This window comes from Streptomyces sp. CNB091 (assembly GCF_000377965.1).
The window spans coordinates 317,786-337,636 of the sequence record NZ_KB898998.1 but is presented as its reverse complement, the minus strand read 5'-3'; the positions used below and the strand labels follow the sequence as shown (position 1 = coordinate 337,636).

General features: G+C 66.3%; 12 protein-coding genes and 1 pseudogene. 6 read left to right on the top strand and 7 right to left on the bottom strand.

Annotation, left to right across the window (positions count from 1 at the left end):
- On the top strand, positions 1-272 hold a 272-nt coding region (locus D581_RS0118140), incomplete at its 5' end, for a transposase (RefSeq protein WP_018958634.1).
- 631 nt (positions 273-903) lie between these two features.
- Here D581_RS0118140 and D581_RS0118130 read toward each other — a convergent pair.
- The 7 genes from D581_RS0118130 to D581_RS0118100 form a co-directional block, all read right to left on the bottom strand.
- Positions 904-2,067 carry an acyl-CoA dehydrogenase family protein gene (locus D581_RS0118130; protein WP_018958632.1) on the bottom strand — a complete coding sequence of 388 codons (1,164 nt, stop codon included), beginning with the start codon at positions 2,065-2,067 and terminating at the stop codon, positions 904-906.
- A complete protein-coding gene (locus D581_RS01000000137420; protein WP_078625870.1) occupies positions 2,064-3,074 on the bottom strand; it encodes an alpha/beta fold hydrolase in 1,011 nt (336 codons plus the stop codon). The genes D581_RS0118130 and D581_RS01000000137420 overlap by 4 nt, the downstream gene beginning before the upstream one ends.
- 15 nt (positions 3,075-3,089) lie before the next feature.
- Positions 3,090-4,496 (bottom strand): amino acid adenylation domain-containing protein, encoded by a 1,407-nt coding sequence (locus D581_RS0118120; RefSeq protein WP_018958630.1) that lies wholly within the window; start codon positions 4,494-4,496, stop codon positions 3,090-3,092.
- 2 nt (positions 4,497-4,498) lie between these two features.
- Positions 4,499-6,226, bottom strand: a complete 1,728-nt coding sequence (locus D581_RS0118115; protein ID WP_018958629.1) for a non-ribosomal peptide synthetase — start codon at positions 6,224-6,226, stop codon at positions 4,499-4,501.
- 68 nt (positions 6,227-6,294) lie between these two features.
- Complete coding sequence (locus D581_RS0118110; protein WP_403908662.1) at positions 6,295-7,434, bottom strand: cytochrome P450; 1,140 nt, start codon at positions 7,432-7,434, stop codon at positions 6,295-6,297.
- A 1,101-nt stretch (positions 7,435-8,535) separates the two neighbouring features.
- On the bottom strand, positions 8,536-10,575 hold the full coding sequence (locus tag D581_RS0118105) for a condensation domain-containing protein (protein WP_020679214.1): 2,040 nt from the start codon (positions 10,573-10,575) through the stop codon (positions 8,536-8,538).
- A 31-nt stretch (positions 10,576-10,606) separates the two neighbouring features.
- A complete protein-coding gene (locus D581_RS0118100) occupies positions 10,607-11,311 on the bottom strand; it encodes an alpha/beta fold hydrolase (protein WP_018958627.1) in 705 nt (234 codons plus the stop codon).
- A gap of 560 nt (positions 11,312-11,871) precedes the next feature.
- Between D581_RS0118100 and panD the strand changes: the two genes are divergently transcribed.
- The 5 genes and pseudogenes from panD to D581_RS1000000142150 all read left to right on the top strand — a co-directional run.
- Entirely contained in the window at positions 11,872-12,288 is a 417-nt protein-coding gene (gene panD, locus D581_RS0118095; RefSeq protein ID WP_018958626.1) for an aspartate 1-decarboxylase, read from the top strand.
- A gap of 1,289 nt (positions 12,289-13,577) precedes the next feature.
- Complete coding sequence (locus D581_RS0118085; protein WP_018958624.1) at positions 13,578-15,194, top strand: ABC transporter transmembrane domain-containing protein; 1,617 nt, start codon at positions 13,578-13,580, stop codon at positions 15,192-15,194.
- Positions 15,191-16,951: an ABC transporter ATP-binding protein gene (locus D581_RS0118080; RefSeq protein ID WP_018958623.1), complete on the top strand. Its 1,761-nt coding sequence runs from the start codon at positions 15,191-15,193 to the stop codon at positions 16,949-16,951. The genes D581_RS0118085 and D581_RS0118080 overlap by 4 nt, the downstream gene beginning before the upstream one ends.
- Positions 16,952-17,069: 118 nt before the next feature.
- Positions 17,070-18,233 (top strand): pyridoxal-phosphate dependent enzyme, encoded by a 1,164-nt coding sequence (locus D581_RS01000000137415; RefSeq protein WP_018958622.1) that lies wholly within the window; start codon positions 17,070-17,072, stop codon positions 18,231-18,233.
- 94 nt (positions 18,234-18,327) lie between these two features.
- Positions 18,328-19,806, top strand: a pseudogene (locus D581_RS1000000142150) (type I polyketide synthase); the annotation flags it as partial.
- Positions 19,807-19,851 lie beyond the last annotated feature (45 nt).

Genomic DNA, 19,851 nt, shown 5'->3' with positions numbered 1-19,851 from the left:
TGAAGGTACGGGCGGACAAGGCGTACTACTCCGCGGAGCACCTCCGCTGGCTCCGCAGCCGGAACCTCATCGCGCGGATCGCCCGTCCCGGTATCGAGTCCGGCGAGCAGCTCGGTCGGCACCGCTGGAAGATCGAGCGGTCGATCTCCTGGCTCTTCGGCTACCGCCGACTCACCGTCCGGTACGAACGAAAGGGCAGCCACTTCCTTGCCTTCCTCGGCCTCGCCGCAGCCCTGACCTGCTACAAAAGACTTGCGAAAGTCACCACGTGAGACGTCCTCTAAGGAACCCACCAAGGGAGATTGCTGCCGTGTGCCGACCAGAGGCACGAGGGCAACAGTGCCGACGCCGATCGACGAAACCCGGAGCGAGGCCATCTTGCCTCCTCGGCCCCTGCCTGCTCCTGCAACGTCGTGATCAGCCAGGCGACGCTGTTGAGGTTGCCAGTCCCGGCCACGAAGACGGCGGCGATCTGGTGGGACGGCACGTCCGCGACGGCAAACGCAAGGGGCGCCACGTTGAGCAGGCCGTTGAGCCGGGCACCGTGGCCGGCATCGACATGTCACGCGGTGAACTTGAACAGCGCGGCCCGCCCCACGTTGTCCAAACGGCGAGCAGGATGACGGCCCGAAGTGGTACGGCCCCAGCCCATCGGCCAGTCCGACGATCGCGACACCGCGCCGCAGACAGTGACCGCCCGCAAGACGCTGCACACCACGTAGACGTGCCCGGGAGTCGAGAATGTCGACGACTTTACAACCACCTGTGCTACGCGGCTGTCAGGCGACCCGTCCAGCGCGGATCCAGTCGGCAACGGTCACCCATCACCGCCCGCGGCACCAAGGCCCAGCCGAACATCCCGAGGTTCACGTCGTCCGCCGCCCAGCAGGCGGGCGCAACTGCTCAGGAGGCTGATGTGACACCGTCCGTAGGATGCTTCACGCTGGCACTCCAGTTGCCTAGCATTGCCTGCTGGAGCTGGGTGGTTCCTTCGATGATCTCCATCACCTTCGCGTCCCTGAACAGCCGCCCGACCGGCGAATCAGTACCGATGCCGTACGCCCCGAGGACCTGGACGGCGTCCGCCGCCACCCGGTTCGCCGTGGTCGAGGCGAAATACTTCGCCATGAGGGTCTGGTTCACGGCGCTCATGCCGCCCTCGGCCTTGACGGCTCCGGCCTCCAGGCACAGCAGCCGGGCCGCGGTGGTACTAGTCAGCATGTCGGCAAGCATCCGCTGGACCAACTGGTGGTCGATGATCGCTGTGCCGAACTGCATGCGGTCCTGTGCATACTGGGACGCCGTTTCGAGGCAGGCCTGAGCGAGCCCGACACAACCCCAGGCCGTACTGTAGCGGCCGATGTCGAGCGCGGCGGACGCAACGAACATGAGCCCACCGCCGGGCATTCCCACCATGGCGCTCGCCGGTACGCGGCAGCCGTCGAGGGCGATCTCGCCGAGCGACGAGCCTCGCAGCCCCAGCAGACCCCGCAGCGGCTCGACGCTGAGGCCGGGCGTATCACGTTCGACAAGGAAGGCCGTGTGCTTCTCTTCGTACTGAGCGAAGACCAGGTACACGTCGGCGATCTCACCAAAGCTGATCCACTTCTTACCGCCCGTCAGGACGATGTCGGAGCCGTCGGCCACCGCCACCGTTTCCACGCTCTTGGCGTCGCTGCCGACCTTCGGCTCAGTCAGCGCGAACGCCGCGATGGTCTCACCCGAGGCGATGCTCTTGAGCCACCGGTCCTTCAGCTCCGGGGCGCCCCACTTCCACACAGAGTACGAGACCATGTCCGCGCAGGCCACGAAGTTGCGAACGTTTTGGCAGGTACGCCCCATCTCCTCCGCCATCAGGCCGTAGCTCACCATGTCCAGCGAGGAACCGCCCCACTCCTCAGGGAGGAGCGAGGATATCCAGCCTGCGCTGCCGAGTTCCTTGATGAGTCCGCGCCGCATGCCTTCCTGCACATCCGCGGCTTGGGCTTCCGGCGCAATGAACGCATCGGCGAACTTACGAAAGGATGCCCAGGACTGTCGCTGCTGGGTCGTGAGCTGAGTGGTCATCCGGACAGTTCCTTACTATCGAGTAGTTTACTGCTCTTCGGTCGACTCGCCCCGAGATGAAAGCACAACTTCTCCAGGAACTCTTCCTCGGAGTCACGCAGGAAAAAGTGGTCGCCAAAAATCCCCTCGACGACGACCTCGTCATCGCTGTAGCTACCCCATGCGTCCATCGATTCCCTGGCCGCATCCTGGTCATCAACGCCGTAGAAGACAGATACCGGACATCCCAATGGGGCGATCGGGGGCGCCTCGTATAGGTCCAGGACCGTGTAATCCGCGCGAATCGTGGGAATGTAGAGCTCCATGAGCTCCTCGTTCTCCAGTAGTTCCTCTGGTGTGCCGCGCACCCTCCGAAGGCTTTCGATGAAATCGGCGTCTGAAAGGTCGTAGTTGGTTTCGGTCGGAGTGGCCTCGTGCGGGGCCAGACACGCGGAGACGAACAGCCGCTGCGGCGTCGGAAAACCCTGACTCATCAGGTGCCGGACGAGCTCGAAGGCCAGTACGCCACCGAAGCTGTGGCCAAGCACGGCGTAGGGCGCGTGACGCGCCTCGTCCATGGCGCCTATCAGGTCATCGAGCAGCGGGGCAAGCTCGGTCAGCGCCGGCTCGGACCAGCGGGAGCCTCGTCCCGGAAGTTCCAGCGGCACCACCTTCACCGAGGCGGGCAGCAGGTCCTTCCAATGGTCGTACATTCGGGCCGATGCCCCGGCGTACGGCAGGCAATAGAGTGTCAGGCCCGGTGGCAGGACCTCGGTCTCAGGCTCCGCCGGAGACAGGAGCGAGGTCCCGAGCCCGAGCAGCCCGCCGACCGTCGGGTCGTCGTGAATCTGCCGCAGCGAGACCGGACGGCCGAGCGCTTTGGCGAGCCTGCGCTGTAGCTGGACAACTAGAATGGAATTTCCCCCCGCCGCGAAGAAATCCTCGTCGTCCGACGCAGGTTCGGCTTCCAGGGTCTCCTGCCAGGCTCGCACTACCGTACCGCGTAGGGATTCTGTTTCAGAGTTCATTCACAGGCGCTTTCGCTACAGGTCAGCATGGGCCAGACCGGCACGGTCGATCTTCCCCGAGGTGTTCCGGGGGAGCGACCGCACGAAACGGATTCGGCTCGGGCAGTGGCTGACCGGCAGCCGGGTACGTATCCAGGCGTTCATCTCGTCAGCAGTCACTCCTTCGTCGGTGACGACGAAAGCGGCCATAAATGCACGCTCCGCGCGATCCGCGTCCCGGACGAGCACCACCGCCTCTGTCACCGAGGGGTGTTCCTCGATCACGCATTCCACTTCGCCAAGTTCAATTCGGTGGCCGCGCAGTTTGATCTGCCCATCGACGCGCCCCAGGTATGTCAGCGATCCGTCAGCAGCCCACCGGCCCCGGTCACCAGTGCGGTAGGCGAGCTCCGGGCCTCGCGGGGTGTTCTGTACGGAGAACCGCTCGGCGGTGACCTCCTCCTGTCCCAAGTATCCGGAGGCCAGGCCCTCGCCGTAGAGGAATATCTCCTCCTCCTCGTTCAAGAAGAGCCCACAGCCCGGCAATGGGTCGCCCAGCGAGATGGCGTCCGGGCGCTCGATGTGCGCCGCGGTGGCCCAGATCGTCGCTTCGGTGGGCCCGTAGAGGTTCCACAGTTCGCCGCCACGACTGAGCAGGTCGGCGGCGAGGGTTGAGGTGAGCGGCTCTCCGCCGCACCAGATGCGGTGCGGGTACATGGCCTCGTCGTCACTACCGGCAAGCAATAGCCGCCAGAAACTCGGGGTCGCCTGGATGACGTCCGGCGCATGCCGTGCCACGAACTCCGCGAAGACCTCGGGGTCCCGCCGGGCCTCGCCCGGCACCGCGACGAACTTGCCTCCCACTACCAGCGGCACCAACATCTCGGCCAGAGAGATGTCAAAGGACAGCGCCGTCATGGCGAGGATGGTCTCCCCCGCCCGCAGCCCGGGTACCTCCGCCAGCGCACGGATTCGCGACGCGAGAGAGTCATGCGGAACCATCACGCCCTTGGGCTTGCCAGTCGAGCCCGAGGTGTACATGACGTAGGCCACGTCACGGAGTTCCCGCCCGCCTCCCTCGTTCACCGCCTCCGTCCCGGGGTTGGCGACCGTGAACACGGCCTCCTTCACCGCTCGGATCACTGCGACGGGGCGGGCGTCCGCAAGGATGCGCTCTCGATGCGTCGGCGGGGAGTCGAGGTTGAGCGGCAGGATCGCACAGCCGGATCGCGCGCCCGCCAACAGTGCCAGTGCCCCGCTCACCGGGCTGGATGTCTCAAGTGCCAGCAGGGACCCCGCTTCGGCCGACTGCCGGATCAGTGCCGCGAGGGCATCGGCTCGCTGCACGATGTCCCGGTAGGAGTAATCCTGTTCGCCGACTGCGGCGGGAGCATCGGGCGTACGCGACGCCTGTTCGAGGACCAGGTCCCAGATTGTCTCCACGGTCAGAGCCCCTTGATCCGGACCTGCTCGCCGACCTGCGCGACGAAGTCCTCAAAAACCGGGCTGCTGAATATCACGTCGAACGGCAGCGGGATGCCGAAGGCCTTGCGAGTCGAGCCCAGCATGCGGGCGGCTTTCAGCGAATGGCCGCCGATCTCGAAGAAGTTGTCCTTGGGGGCGGGCACGCGGCCGAGGACCCCGCTCCAGATTTCCGACAGCTTCACCTGAACGGCGTCGTCGGCCGGAGGACCTTCCGGGTCCGGCGTCCTGGAGGGCTCAGCCAACAGTGCGAGCAGGGCGGGACGGTTGATCTTGCCGCTGGCGTTCAGAGGGATCTCCTCCAGCTTGAGCAGAGTGTTCGGCACCATGTATCCCGGCAGTACGAGCGTGAGTTCGCGGCGTACTGCGTCCTCCGCCTTCTCGCCCGAGTAGAAGCCCACCAGCTCTCCGCCGTCCGCGTCCGAGCGCGCCGCTACCGCAGCCTGCTGGACGCCGGCGATGCGCAGGAATGCCTGCTCGATTTCCGTGAGCTCGATCCGGTATCCACGCAGGCTGACCTGCGAGTCTCGGCGGCCGACGAACTCCAGCTCTCCGTCCGTGGTCCAGCGGCAGATGTCCCCCGAGGAGTACCACCTGCTGCCATCCGTCTCCCGTACGAACTGCTTCCGGGTCAACGGTTCGTCACGCCTGTAGCCGATGGCGAGGATGCTGCCCCCGATGAGCAGCTCTCCCGCTTCGCCCGGCACGGTGACTGTTGCCCCGTCGTCGTTGATCAGCCGGACCTCGGCGCCTGATATGGGGCGCCCGATGGCAGGCGCCTCATGGTCCGCCCACTTACGCAGGTCGTCGCTGGCCGTCGTCACGACGGTCGCCTCCGTGGGGCCGTAGTGGTTGTACACGGCAGCCGGGAATCCGATGGGGGGAGCGACCCGGAGCTTGTCCCCACCGGTGGTAAGGATCTTGAGTGACCGGGGCGGCTCGTCCACCCCGAACATCTGCTCCGCCAGCGGGGTGCTCAGAAAGCTCTGCTCTATCGACCAGTCATCCATGAAGCGGCACACGGCGAGGATATCCGCCGTACCAACGCCGACGGGCAGCACCAACGTGGCGCCGCTCGCGAGCGTCGACCACACCTCCCACACGGAAGCGTCAAATCCCAGTCCAGCGAAAGCCGCGATCCGCACGCCGGGTCCAGTCGGATAAGTGTCCCGGTGCCAGCGTGCGAGGTTGCCGAGACTCGCGTGGCCAACCTCGATCCCCTTGGGGGTGCCGGTCGAGCCCGAAGTGTAGATGACATACGCGACCTCGGCGTCGGCCTTCTCGATGGAGCCCGGCTCTGCGGCCGTTTCCACCAGCACCCCTGCTGGCCCGGCTCCGGGGGACAGCACGGCGAAGGGCCGAGCATCGCTCAGGATGGCGTTGCGTCGAGCCTCGGGCAGCGATCCGTCCAGCGGCAGATAAGCGGCGCCCGCACGCCATGCGCCAAGTTGGCTGATCACTCCCTGGATCCCGCGCGGGAACAGGGTCGCGATAAGCGCGCCGGTGGAGAAGCCCGGTAGCGGTGTCAGTCGATCCGCGACGGATCCGGCGGCGTCCCAGAGCTCCCGGTAGGTCAGCCGGACAGAATCGGCGCTCGGCCCCCCGAGGACCACGGCCACTGTGTCAGGGGTAAGGCGCGCTCTCTCCTCCACCATCTGCGGCACAGTGCCCTGCGCGGTCTCCGTAGTCACAACCACTCCTGTCTGAAGCCTCTTTGAGGTTCTTGGAACTGCGTTTCGGCAAGCTGCGGCTGCTCATCTCAGTTGCGGATGCTCAGCCTCAGGTGCTCAAGGACAGTGACACCGTTGTGGGGCCGCAGCACCGGGGGTTCGGCCAGTTCTGCGTGGCTGAATCGCTTCACGAGGCCGTTCAACGCCGCGCTGACCTCCATCCGAGCCAGCCCAGCGCCCAGGCAGTAGTGCGCGCCGTAGCCGAAGGCCAGGTGTCTGCTGGACTGCCGCCCGGGGTCCAGCACGTCCGAATTCGTAAAGGCGTCGGTATCGCGGTTCGCCACACCGAGCATCATCAGAACCAACTCGCCGCGTTCGATTCGGTGCCCCTCGATCTCGACGGGCTCGACCGCGATGCGCGCCACCTGCTGCACCGAGGTGTCGAACCGCAAGAGTTCCTCCACGAGCGAAGTAATCCGCTCGGATGCCGCAGCACTCCACTGTTCGGTGTGCATGAGTGCGCGGACGGCCTTGCCGATGAACGTGGAAGTGGTGTCGAACCCGGCGAAGATCAACAGGCTCGCCGTGGCAGCGATGTCCAGCTCCTCGATCAGTCCTGTTCCGAACGCATGCGACAGGATCTCCAGCGCGGACCCCGCGGGTACTTCCGATCCGGCCCTGGCTGTGGCCACCGCCTGCTCGATCTCCTCCAGCGCTCTGGTTCCCCGCTCCACAACCTCGGGCAGGTAGTCGGCAACCAGCAGCGCGTCGATCTCCGAGGCCCAGGCCGCGATGCGCGGGGCCACCTCTGGCGGTAGCCCGATCTGCCGGCATACGACCCGGCTCGCCAGAGGCACCGCCAGGTCCAGCATGACGTCGATCTGCCCGGCGACACCGTGGAGCAGCTGATCCACCGACTCCTCAACAAAGGGCTGGAGTTCGGCAAGCCTGGAAGTGGAGAACAGCGGTGCGATCAGGCCACGCAGCCGTTGATGCCTCGGGGCATCATTGAACATGAACCAGCGCCGAACAATGTCGGAGGTGCGTCGAACGCCGTCTCTGCTCTCCTGCTGGTCGTGAAGATGCGTGGTGCCGTTCTCCGGCCATGCCGAGGAGAGCGCGGGATTCCGCAGCAGCTTTCTCACCTGTTCGAACCCCGTGACGATCCAGACGCCGAGGTCGTCGTCCCGCCGGATAGGCTCGGTCTCTTGGAGCGCGAGGTAGTCCATGCAAGGGTCCACCGGCACCATCCCGTTGTTCCGCCGGTACGGACAGGTGGGTTCCATATGTGTTGACGCCTCTTTCATGAGTGGTGAGGGCGGGCTGCGGCTCGCCGGTCTACCGGCCAGCCGGTCAGCCGGTTCCATCCGGTAGGGGCCGGACGACGCGTACCGTCCGGTCAGAAGGAGGCAGCCGGCAACGCCCGGCAACGGATTCCACGACCTCGGAACCCGCCACAGGGTCCGCGGGAAGCGATACAACTCGCCAGCCCGCGCGTCATCCCATTCGCCCTCGTCGCTAAGCAGTACGCACGTCGGATTCGTGAGCATGCTGCCGCCGTGGGCATCCGCGAGGCCGGCCCCGGAGCAGTAACCGAGTACCCCAGTCGGCATCGCAGGGCATCGGCCCAGCTCAGCGTCGAAATGCGTCTACCGCGGCGACAGGTACCGGTGCGGGCTTGGGAGTTCTTGGGCGGTTGACCTTTCCCGTCGCCGACGGCGGGATAGCGCCGGGCCCTATGGAGACGGTACGCAACATGACCACGGGTGGTATATCTCGACAAGTAGGACTGCCCGCCCTGCGGTGCCGATCCCGCTGCCAAGAGCCGCCACGTCGTAGGGACGCCGACCCGAGTCGCAGCATCGCCACGGCAGTGGTCACGCCCGAGCAGCCGCGCGCATCCAGGCGATTCTTGAGGTGGCTGTCGGCCCCGAGCCGGAATTCAGCAACCGCGCACGTGCTCCCCAGTGCGGTCTAGGTGACGGCCCGGTTTGATGAGGTCGGTGGGCAAACGATCGGCGGTCAGTCGACAGCCGGTTGTGGTAATCAGAGGCAAGACCGTCCCGGACGATCCAAAGTTCGCCCGGGGCGCTGACGGGCTGCGCGTTCCACCAACAATCGACGCCCGTGTGGGACGTGTTCGACATCAGCTCCCCCAGAAGTGTGGAGGAGTGCTTCTCTGGCCAATGCGGGATGTCCCAGAGTTACGTAATACAACTATGCGGCGACACACCGCAACTACTGTGGGCTACATATTCTTAGCCCGCCCAGCCATTGTCAAGAGCCAGAAGCAACCTCACCGTCAGCCCGTGAATAGGCAAGCTGCCTGCTCAGAACGTCTCCAGGTGGTCGAGCTGGGCCAGCATCCTCGATCCCAGGAGACGGGCACAGTCGGCCGACACGCGGTTGGGCCGATAGCTGACGACCAAGTGCGGGCCGTCAACCCGGAACGGCCATAGTTCGGCAACGAGTTCGGTAGGCAGTCCGAGGGGCGCGGGGCGGAAGGGCTCCGACCGCGCCCCGGGCAGGTCCAGCACCGCCGGGGCGGTGTTCTGCAACGCGAACATGTTCTGGAACAGCGGCGGACGCTGGCCGCGGGGCGGGTTTACCTCTTGCACCACCTCGGCCAACGGCACGTCTTGCGCGGCAAACGCGCGGCGGACCGTAGCGGCAACCTGCCCGATCTCCTCTGTGTACGACGTCCCGCCCGTAACACGCAATCGGATGCATACAACGTCGATCAGGCACGACACCGCACCGTCAAGCACGCTGTCACCGCGCAGAGCGACGGGAGTACCGACACCAAAGTCCCTCTGCCCTGTCACCTGCGCCAGTGCCCGGCCGTAGGCGGTCAACAGGACGATGTACGGCGTGACGCCCAGCGCCTCGGCATGCCGTTCGACCCGATCGAGGCAGCCCGTCGGCAACGGGATTTCCAGCACCTCCGGGGCACAGGTGACGTGCCCGGCCGGCGCTCCCGGGTACTCCAGCAAGGGAATGCCAACCAACTCGTCTTGCCAGTAAGCGCGTTGCCTCTCAAGCTCGGCGGCATCCACCGACGCCAGGCTCGCCGAGGCCACCTGAGCCATGGTCGGCGCAGGCTCGTCCAGCACGAGGGCGTTGGTGAGAACCGCGTGGTAGGCCCGGCTGAGATCCCTTGCGAGGATCGACTCGGACCAGCCGTCCACCGCGACGTGGTGCGCGGCGATGCCGATCAGATGGGACGTAGTCCCGCCGACCGCAATGGTCACCACCCGCCAAATCTCGCCGTTCTCCAGGCAGAAGGGCTCGGCCAGGGTGGCGCGGAGGAGGGCGTCGGCGTCGGCGGGCGTCTGCGCCGCCAGCATGGTCACGTCCGGTGCGGGCGCGTTGAGCGGTTCGGCCACCGCCTCCTCCTCGAGCCGGTAAGAGGCGCGCAGGGATTCGTGCCGCTGGTGGACATGGCGGACGGCACCTCGCATCGCGTCGTGGTTCAGTTCGCCCTCGACCCTCCAGCCCATCATGCAATGTTGGTTGAGCCCCTGAGGGTCGAAGACGTACTGCACGAGCATGTCGGCCTGTTGTGGATTCAGCGGTACGGGCCCCTCCCCCGACCACCCGGGTGCCGGAGCGGTCTCGGCCGCGGCACCCTCCAACCACTGCGCGAGCTCTGCCACGGTGGAGGTGCGGTATATCTGGGAGAACGGCAGCTTGCGGTACTGAGGTTCCTTGAAGGCAGCTCGAACCCTTTGCAGCAGGTCAGTGGCAAGAAGCGAGTGACCGCCCATGAGGAAGAAGTCGTCGTCGACGCCGACCGACTCGCGCTCCAGCACCTCGGCGAAGATGGAACACAGTGCCGACTCCGTCGTCGTCTGGGCGACGCTGCCGGGGGCAATGAGTTCACAGTCACCACTAAGGAGGCCGCCCCACATTCCTGGGAGAATGCCTTGGTGGGAGACTTCCACGGCCAGCTCGGACGGACGACCGTCCTCTACCAAGAACCGCTCGACGCCCGACGATACGCGGTCCGCCAGTTGGGCGGAGGTCACCACGACGGACGGTCCTTCCTCGCCGAGGAGGGACTGGGACCAGGCTGCCGTAGAGGAAGGGTCGAGGTGAAGCGGGAAGAATCCAGCCTTGCGGACGGCCGCCGCGGCGACCACCAGGCCCGCGGAGCGCCTCAGGAGGACGCCGATGGGCTGCCCTGGCGACAGCGTCGGGTTCTGCAGCCCCAAGGCCATGACCGAAGACTCTCGGTCCAGTTCGGCATAGGTGAACTCTTGGTTGTTGCACTTGACCGCGACCTGGCCCGGACATTTGGCAACGGAGCTCAAAAAAACATCCACCAGGGAAGCCAAGTGCGCCGCGTTCCAGGATTGCAGTTCTTTCATTTTCCCGCCTGGCTTCCTTAGTAGCAAGTCTTCACGGTGACGTCCGGGTGGCCTGGCGAACGACGCGCAGCACCTCGGACGCCGACTCGTTCAGATACATGTGACCGCCCTCCATCTCCACGAACTCGAAGTCGCCGCTGGTGACTTCCGACCAGTCTTGCGCCTCGGCGAGGCTCACGTGGTCGTCTTCCCGGCCACGTAGCGACGTGATCGGCACAGGCAGCTCGACAGCAGGATCGTGGACGAACCCTTCGTACATCTCCACATCGGCGCGAAGCGCGGGCAGGATCAGCTCTCGCATCTCGGGGTTTTCCAGAGCCACATGCCGGTATCCCGCGAAGTCCTCGATGCGCTCGATGAACTCCCTGTCCGGAAGACCTGTCGCGCGCTGGTTTCGCCGGCTGCCGGGCCCCGGCGCTCCGCTCACGAAGAGCCGGATCACCTCGACGTTGGTCCGAGTAGCGAGCTCCTGAGCCAGAGCCAAAGCCAGCACGCCCCCACTGCTGTGCCCGAAGAGTGCCACTCTCGTTCCCCCGACGCTCGGCAGCAGTTGAGGGAGGACGGTGGCCACCGCCTCGCGGACGCTCCGCACCGGCTCATGGTCGATCAGCCGCCCACGCCCTGGCATCTGCACCGGTACCAACTCAATATCGGGCGCCGCGTGAACCCGCCACGAATGGAAGTAGGAAGCGCTGGCGCCTGCGAAAGGGACACAGATAAGAGACAACTTGGACACTGTGGAACTTCCTGGTCATTAGAGAGCTTTCGGCCCATGAGAAATCCATGCCGATCTCCCGGACTCACGGGCAGCCGCAACTGCGGCAGGAGGACCAAAGCCAGTGCAGGGGTCGGAGGCTCCCGACGGGCCCACTCTCCGACCCAATAGCACTCCGCGAGTGGGACTATCCATGCTGGGTGCCACTGAACGGCGGCACACTTCAGCCACTTTGACCTGCATCCTCTTAGGCAGTCCCGCGCCTTGTCAAGGAGTTCAGCACTCTGATCGAGCCACCAAGGCAGACCGGACGCACGCGGGGCAGCGAGCCGAGTGACGCCTCCGGTTATAGTCGGCCCGTGCCTCTATGGTCGTCCACGATCGTCTTGCCGTCATTTACTGAGTCTCGGTGCCGAGTTCAACGGCGGCCTGATAATCGGCGCGCATACCTAGAGGCAGCGCAATTCCACTCAGCGGCACATCCCATGAGTTCTCTATTGGGGGCGTGCTGCGTCTTTCACGCCGTCGCCATCTAGCACGCCGACTCATTCATCCCAGCTACGATTCGAGGGTTGACCAGCATGTATCGCACCATGATGAAGTCCAAAATCCACCGGGCGACCGTCACGCAGGCCGACCTCCACTATGTGGGGTCCCTGACCATCAGCGCCGACTTGATGGAGGAAGCCGACCTGCTACCCGGCGAAAAGGTTGACATCGTCGACATCAATAACGGTGCCCGGCTGTCCACTTATGTCATCGAAGGGCCGCGGAACTCCGGAATAATCGGTATCAATGGTGCCGCAGCACGGCTCATCAGCCCCGGAGACCTCGTCATTATCATCGCCTACGCCCAGATGTCTGAAAAGGACGCTCGTGGACTCAAGCCGCGGGTCGTCTTCGTCGATGAGCGGAACCAGGTGTCCTTGACCGGGCACGATCCTGCGGAAGCACCTGAAGGGAGCGGGCTGCTGCGTGGTGACTTCCCTCGGGGGTGACCCTCCTCGTCCGAGCCACGCGGCGAACAGCGAACAGTCCAGGACCTCGTGGCAGGGCCCGCGCGGTGACAGCGCGGGCCCTGCCATTGACTGCTTCGCACCCGACTCTCGGCCCGCAAGGGAATCAGACATTGACAAGCCCGGGTTGCCCTAAGAATATAGATCGCACGATGGCGCATTGTGCGTAGCGCAAGGGCACTCCGCCCCTTCTGACCGCATCTCCAGCAGTCCAGGGCTCTGTTGATCCGCGCTGTCGGGGCGGCCTCCTTCCACCGGGCATTACCCGCGCCTCTCCTGGTCTCCGTGAGTCGTTAGGCGGCCGGGGAGAGCCGGGTTTGGCATATGGGTCTCTGCGATCAGTAGCTCCGAAGGAGCCGCCGTCCGGTTCTCTGGGGCGCCTTGGCTGCTGCTTGATTTTCACGAAGATGACAGCGGGGTGTTCCTCAGGCCCACCGCACGCTCTGCGGGGCAAGGAGGGCGAGTGCGTGAGCGAGCGTGAGGCCCGAGCATCGACGCGGGCGAGGGGCGTCACTGGGCCTCGATGGTCGATGAGACCGGTGGGACGTCGGGGTCAGAGCGCCGGCCACCTGGCCTCGACGGCCGCCCTAGGGCCTATGTCGGCGCACACCTGGTAAAACCAGTAAGCGGATAGCCTGTCCCACGCGACTCCGGGCGCTGCACCGGCTCAGCATTGCAGCCGCCGCCTGCGGCAAGTGTGCTGCATATCCGCCCAGACCAACATCATCCACGAGGCCCGAACCCGAACTTCCACCTCAAGAAGCGTGGCGAGGGTTCCCAGCACGTTCAAGTCGTCGTCGCCCTGGCACGGCAAGGGGCCGGCGTGTTGCGGGCGCTCCTGCGCGACAGCCGGGTCTTCACCCCGAACTGCCCGTAGCGCGGGCGGCTTGAAGACGTAATTGAGACTCCGTCGGCCTCATCGTCTTCACCCGGGATGAGGCGACCGGGGACGTCCTCATATTCCCCTGCCATTTCTCAGCAGTCGCTGCCAGTCTCCGTTCTCTCCGGCGTAGGGAAGGACCGCCGCCCAGACAGATTCGATCCCGCAACGAGTGCCGACACAGTGGTATCCGCCGATTTGAACCGAAACAAGGACGACCGAGATGACCGACGGACCAGACCCATCCCCATTGGCGCGCCGAGTCCCCTACAGCGATCCCGGGGAGCCAGACCACCGGAGCCCGCTGCGTTTCCTGTGGTGGCTGGTAGTGAGGCAGCGCAAACGGGTCCTTCTCGGCTCCTTGTGGGGCAGCACCTGGATGTGTGCCCTGATGCTGCCGCCTTACCTCATGTCCAGGACGATCGACGAAGGGCTGCGCGCGCGGGACACCGGCGCGCTGGTCGGCTGGGTCGGGGCGGTTCTCGCCGCCGGGGCCACCATCGCGTGTCTCGGGATCCTGCGCCATCGCACCATGACCTTCATACGGGTGGACGCGGCCTACCGGACAGTTCAGGTCACCGCCCGGCACGTCACCAAACTCGGCTCCACCCTGCCGCGCCAGGTGTCGGCGGGTGAGCTGACCCAGCTCCAGGCCGGGGACATCAGCCGAATCGCACAGACCCTGACCATTACGGGCCCCGGAGTCGGCGCAGCCGTCGCCTACATCGCCACCGCCGTACTGCTGTTCAACATCTCAGCCATCTTGGCGGGCATGGTCCTGCTCGGTGTCCCGCTCCTCGCGGTCACAGTCGGCCCAGTCCTGGAAAGGCTGCACGGAGCCGAAGGCAATTACCGGGAACAGCAGGGGACGCTCACCGCCCTGGCCAGCGACATGGTCACCGGACTGAGCGTGCTGAACGGCATCGGCGGCAAGTCGCTCTTCGCCCGGCGCTACCGCGAGCGCTCACAGGCCCTGGTCCCCCTGGGGTACCGGGTGGCCTCGCTCACCAGCTGGGTCCAGGCGCTCGGCGCCTGCCTGCCACTCCTCTTCCTGGCACTCGTGACATGGATCGGTGCACGCATGGCGGCCGACGGTTCCATCACGGTTGGTGAGCTGGTGGCGGTGTACGGTTACGTGGCGGCGCTCCTGGTCCCGGTGTCCTTCTTCATCGAGGGAGCAGACGACCTCCCCCGGGGCCTTGTGTCCGCGCGGCGCGTGGTCGACATCCTCGCACTCACGCCGGACCTCGAGCCGCAGCGCGCACGAGTGACGGCGCCCAGTGGCCCCGCCCTGCTTCACGACCCTGATTCCGGCCTGATGCTGCGGCCGGGGCTGCTGACCGCCCTCGTCAGCGCGCGGCCCGATGAGATGCGCGATGTGGTCGACCGCATCGGGGGGTACAAGGACTCCGACGCCACCTGGGGTGGCACCAGGCTGTCCGACATGGAGCTCACCTCTCTGCGACGCCAACTGCTGGTGTCCGACAACGACTCCTACCTCTTCAGCGGCCCGCTGAGATCCGTTCTTTCCGCTCGCGACGACCGCTCCCCCGAGGAGATCGAACATGCGCTGCACGCCGCGGTGGCACGGGACGTCGTCGCGTTGATGCCCGACGGTCTGGACTCCCGTCTGGACAGTCAGGGCCGCAACGTCTCCGGAGGGCAGCGACAGCGACTCCGGCTGGTGCGTGCGTTGCTCGCCGACCCCGAAGTACTGGTCCTCGTCGAGCCCACATCAGCCTTGGACGCTCACACCGAGGCCACGGTCGCGTCCCGGGTCGGAGAGTTCCGTCAGGGCCGCACCACCCTCGTCGTCAGCACGTCTCCGCTTCTGCTCGGCCACGCGGACGAAGTGGTCTACCTCGTGGACGGCAAGGTGACGGCCACCGGCAGTCACGGCGAACTGCTCGCCACCCAGCCTAATTACGCGGCGCTCGTGTTCCGTGGCAACAGCGACAGCGCACAGGCGGCCGGCCCGGCGCACTCCCGGGAAGGAGACACCCGATGAGTCATTCCAACGAGGCCAGGAGCCTCCCGGTCGCCGACGCCGCAGCGGTGCGACGGGCCAGCTGGCAACTGCTGAAGGACGACAGGCGTTCCGTGGTGGGCGTCCTGGTCCTCACCTGCCTCGCCTCTCTCGCAGGACTGGCCGGCCCCTGGCTGCTGGGCCGCATCATTACCCGCATCGAGGCCGGCAACATGACGGCCTCTCAGGTCGACGCGATAGCCGCCGCGGTCCTTGCCTTCGCGCTGGCGCAGTTGGTACTGACGCGCTACGCCCGCTACTTCTCGCACCGCTTCGGCGAGCGCGCTCTCGCCCGGCTCCGCGAGGAGGTCATCGACAGTGCTCTCGCACTGCCGGGGCGCGTCGTGGAACAGGTCAGCACCGGCGACCTGGTGACACGCTCGTCGTTGGACGTCGGCGTTGTGGCTGCCACGCTGCGCAACGCGGCGCCCGATGTCTTCATCGCGGCCGTGCAGGTGCTGTTCATCTTCGTCGCGGTCTTCCTCCTCGACCCCCTCGTGGGACTGTGTTCGCTAGCCGGCCTGCCCATCGTGTGGTTCGTCAGCCGTTGGTACCTCGCCCGGGCACGAGACGCATACCTCGCAGAGGGTGCCGCCGCGGGCGGCGTGGCCGAAGCCCTGAACGCCACCGCCCACGGTGCCCGGACCATCGAGGCCTTCGGTCTGCGCCATCGGCAGAACCGCGCGATCGACAGAACCATCGACACGACGTACGGCGCGGGTGTACGAACCCTGCGCCTGCGAACCGTGCTGTTCCCCAGCACCGAGTTCGCGCACTCGCTGCCCATGGCGCTGATCTTGCTGGTGGGCGGGCTCAGCTACCTGAACGGGGCATTGAGCCTGGGCACGGTGGTGACGGGCAGCCTGTACATGTGGCAGTTGGTCGACCCCCTCGACCGAGCGCTTACCTGGGTCGAGCAGCTTCAGCGCAGTGGAGCGTCATTCGCCCGGGTCAAGGGCGTCGGCCTGGTGGCGGAGCCACAACGGTCCGCAGTCCAGCAGCCCGAAGACGATCGCATCACGGTCAGCGGAGTCCGGTACTCCTACACCGGCACGCAGGACGTGCTGACCGATGTCGGTCTCGTGGTACAGCCGGGCGAGCGACTGGCGGTGGTCGGCCCTTCGGGAGCCGGCAAGTCCACTCTCGGCAAGCTGATGTCCGGTGTGGACCTGCCGGACGCTGGTGACATCCTGGTCGGCGGTGTGAAGGTCGCCGACCTGGCCGCGGCGGGCAAGCTGGGTAACCGCATCGTGCTGATCACACAGGATCACCACGTGTTCATCGGAACCCTCCGGGACAACATGACGATGGCGGCTCCGGACGCCCAGGACGAAGCCATCCTCGCGGCGCTCGCCATGATGGAAGCCGACTGGGTACGGGATCTCCCCGATGGGCTCGACACCCTGCTGGGCGCCGGCGGCTTCGAACTGGAGGCCGCACAGGCCCAGCAGCTCACGCTCGCCAGGGTCCAGCTCGCAGATCCGCACACGCTGATCCTCGACGAGGCAACGGCGCTGCTGGATCCCACGACCGCACGTCAGGCCGAGAGAGCCATGGCCGCCGTCCGCTCCGACCGCACGGTCATTGCCATCGCGCACCGGCTACAGACGGCCCACGATGCCGACCGCGTCGCGGTCATGGAGGCGGGCCGCATCGTCGAGCTAGGCACCCACGAGGAACTGGCGGCCGCGAACGGGCCGTACGCGTCCCTATGGCGGTCATGGAACGGCGAAGGCTGACCTACATCCCACGAGAACGCCTCCCAAGCCTGTCCGGGGGGCGTTCTCGCATCCGTACCGCTCTTGTCGCCCGCTGCTCCCAACGGGCTGAAAGGACCTTGCGTTGTCTACGGTTGCCATGACACACAATGACGAAGACGAAGCTGAGAAGTTCGTACTGGTCTGTCTGCGCTGCGAGAGTACGTTCGCGCCTGCTCTGATATACCGATGTCCGGACTGCTCGGGTGCGCTGGAACCCCGGTACTCGCTGACACGACTGAACCGGTACGACCACGTGGATCCGGAACAGGTCTACTTCGACCTCCTGCCGCTGATGTCGAGGGACTTCCTGGACAGCGGTGTGACCAAGAGAACACCCTGCCGGCCGGCGCCCCGGCTCGGAGCCGCCATCGGAGTCCCCGGCTTGTGGGTCAAGGACGAATCCCAGCAGCCGACTCGTACCACCAAGGACCGTCTCGCCTCGCTCGTACTCGCCGTGCTGCGCCAGTTCGGCGTCAAGGAGTTCGTCGCGTCGAGCACGGGAAACAGCTCGACTGCCCTCGCCCGGGCGGTGCGGATGGATCCCGCGATGCGCGGACACTTCTTCTGCGGCGAGGACTTCGTCCCCAACCATTCCGTGGAGGAGGACGAGCGAACCTCGCTGACCGTGGTCCCCGGAAACTACGTAGAGGCCTCCGCTGCGGCCCGCCGGTTCGCCACCGCGCACGGGCTCCACTTGGACGCCGGCTTCTTCAACTGGGCCCGACGGGAAGGTCTCAAGCTGGCCTACCTGGAGGCCCTCGACGCGATGGACGGCACTCCTGACATCGTGGTGCAGGCGATCAGCAGCGGTATGGGCATGCTTGCCGCGCACAAGGGCATGCGGGAGTACCTGGCCCTCGCCGGGCTCAACCGGATGCCGCAATTTCTCATGGTGCAGGAGGAGTCTTGCGCGCCGGCGGCCAACGGCTGGAGCGCAGGACATACGGAACTCACCGCGGACGACCGGATCGAGAAGCCGACGGGACTGGCCACCGCGATCCTCCTCGGTGACGGCTCGCCCTACTACCCATACCTGCATGCCATCGCCACTGAGTCCGGTGGTTCGATCGTCTCCGCCCCCCGCAAGGAGCTCGTCGAGGCACGGCACATGCTCGCGGAGCTCGAAAAGATCGACGTGTGCTATGCCTCGGCAGCCACTATCGCGGCAGTGCGCAACGAAGCAGCGGCCGGCCGGATCCGGCCGGACCAGACAGTACTCGTCAACCTGACCGGACGCAGCCGAATGATCGGACCCGCCTGACCCCTCCCGCGCATGGGCCCCTCGCCTCTCGGCCGCCGCCGGGGCGGGCTCGGTGACGACGGGACACCCCTTCTTGTTCTGATACGGAGAAACAGTGGCAGACCACGAGTTCGGGCAGCATGCGGGCCGCGACATCGCGATTGTCGGAATGGCTGGGCGCTTTCCCGGCGCCCGCAATCTGGACGAGTTCTGGGCGAACGTCCGCAGCGGGGTGGAATCCGTCTCGTTCTTCACCGAGGAGCAGCTGATCGCGGCTGGTGCGTCGCGCGAGGCCATCAACCAGCCGAACTTCGTGCCGGCGGGCGCCTGTCTCGAGGACGTCACCGGGTTCGACGCCGGATTCTTCGGGTACACCGCGCGCGAGGCTGAGACGATGGACCCGCAGCACCGCGTATTCCTGGAGACCGCTTGGGAGGCCCTGGAGCACTCCGGCTACGTCCCCGACCAAGCGGGTGGGCGCGTCGGTGTCTTCGGGGGTGCCGGCACCAACAATTACCTGGCCAATATCTACTCCAACCCCGAGATCGTCGACGCCACCGGCGGAACCCAGGTCCTCCTGGGAAACGAATTGAGCTTCCTGGCGTCCCGTGTCTCGTACAAGCTCGATCTGCGCGGCCCGAGTGTGTCGCTGCGCACCGCGTGTTCGACCTCGCTCGTCGCCGTCCACCTCGCTTGCCGCTCACTGCGCGATAGGGAATGTGACGTGGCCCTGTCCGGCGGAGTTTTCATCAATGCCGAACAGAACCAGGGCTACCTGCACCAGGAGGGCTCCTTCCTCTCTCCCGACGGCCACTGCAGGCCGTTCGACGCACGAGCCGCCGGAACGCTGTTCGGCAGCGGGGCGGGGGTGATCACACTCAAACGCCTCAGCGACGCGCTGACGGCGGGCGACACCGTCTACGCGGTCATCAAGGGATCCGCCGTCAACAACGACGGCGCGGTCAAGGTCGGTTTCACCGCGCCGACGGTGACCGGGCAGGCGGAGGTGATCCGTGATGCTCTGCGTGACGCAGGCACCCCGCCTTCGGCCATCGGCTACGTCGAGGCACACGGCACGGGTACGACCTTGGGCGACCCGATCGAGATCCGCGCCCTGACTCAGGCGTACGACGGGGTGCTGCCCGGCACCGTGGCCCTGGGCTCCCTCAAGTCGAACATCGGCCACCTGGACGCGGCAGCGGGCATCGCCGGGTTGCTGAAGACGGTGCTATCCCTGTGGCACGAGACGCTGCCGCCGACCCTGCACTTCGACTCCCCCAACCCTGCAATCGACTTCGCGGGCGGCCCGTTCGTCGTGCAGCGCGAGCGTGCCCCGTGGCCTCGCTCGGAGCGGCCCCGGCTGGCCGGGGTGAGTGCCTTCGGCTTCGGGGGAAGCAATGCTCATATCGTGCTGGAGGAAGCGCCGGCCGCACTCGCCACCGGGGCCTCGGCTCGCTCCTCGCAGCTGCTCGTCCTCTCCGCCCGCAGTAGGGAGGCGTTGGAGGAGCTCAGTGAACGCATGGCGGGGGCCTTGCGCGCGGGCGAGGCGCCGCCCCTGCCCGACGCCGCCTACACCGCAGCAGTGGGGCGCCACGCGTTTCCGGTACGCCGCATCGTCACGGGCCCAGACGGTCCGACC

Excerpts from the sequence above, each read along its gene's own strand:
- D581_RS0118130 (WP_018958632.1), bottom strand. The coding sequence starts at position 2,067 with ATGACCACTCAGCTCACGACCCAGCAGCGACAGTCCTGGGCATCCTTT.
- D581_RS01000000137420 (WP_078625870.1), bottom strand. The coding sequence starts at position 3,074 with ATGAACTCTGAAACAGAATCCCTACGCGGTACGGTAGTGCGAGCCTGG.
- D581_RS0118110 (WP_403908662.1), bottom strand. The coding sequence starts at position 7,434 with ATGGACTACCTCGCGCTCCAAGAGACCGAGCCTATCCGGCGGGACGAC.
- D581_RS0118105 (WP_020679214.1), bottom strand. The coding sequence starts at position 10,575 with ATGAAAGAACTGCAATCCTGGAACGCGGCGCACTTGGCTTCCCTGGTG.
- panD (WP_018958626.1), top strand. The coding sequence starts at position 11,872 with ATGTATCGCACCATGATGAAGTCCAAAATCCACCGGGCGACCGTCACG.
- D581_RS0118085 (WP_018958624.1), top strand. The coding sequence starts at position 13,578 with ATGCTGCCGCCTTACCTCATGTCCAGGACGATCGACGAAGGGCTGCGC.
- D581_RS0118080 (WP_018958623.1), top strand. The coding sequence starts at position 15,191 with ATGAGTCATTCCAACGAGGCCAGGAGCCTCCCGGTCGCCGACGCCGCA.
- D581_RS01000000137415 (WP_018958622.1), top strand. The coding sequence starts at position 17,070 with ATGACACACAATGACGAAGACGAAGCTGAGAAGTTCGTACTGGTCTGT.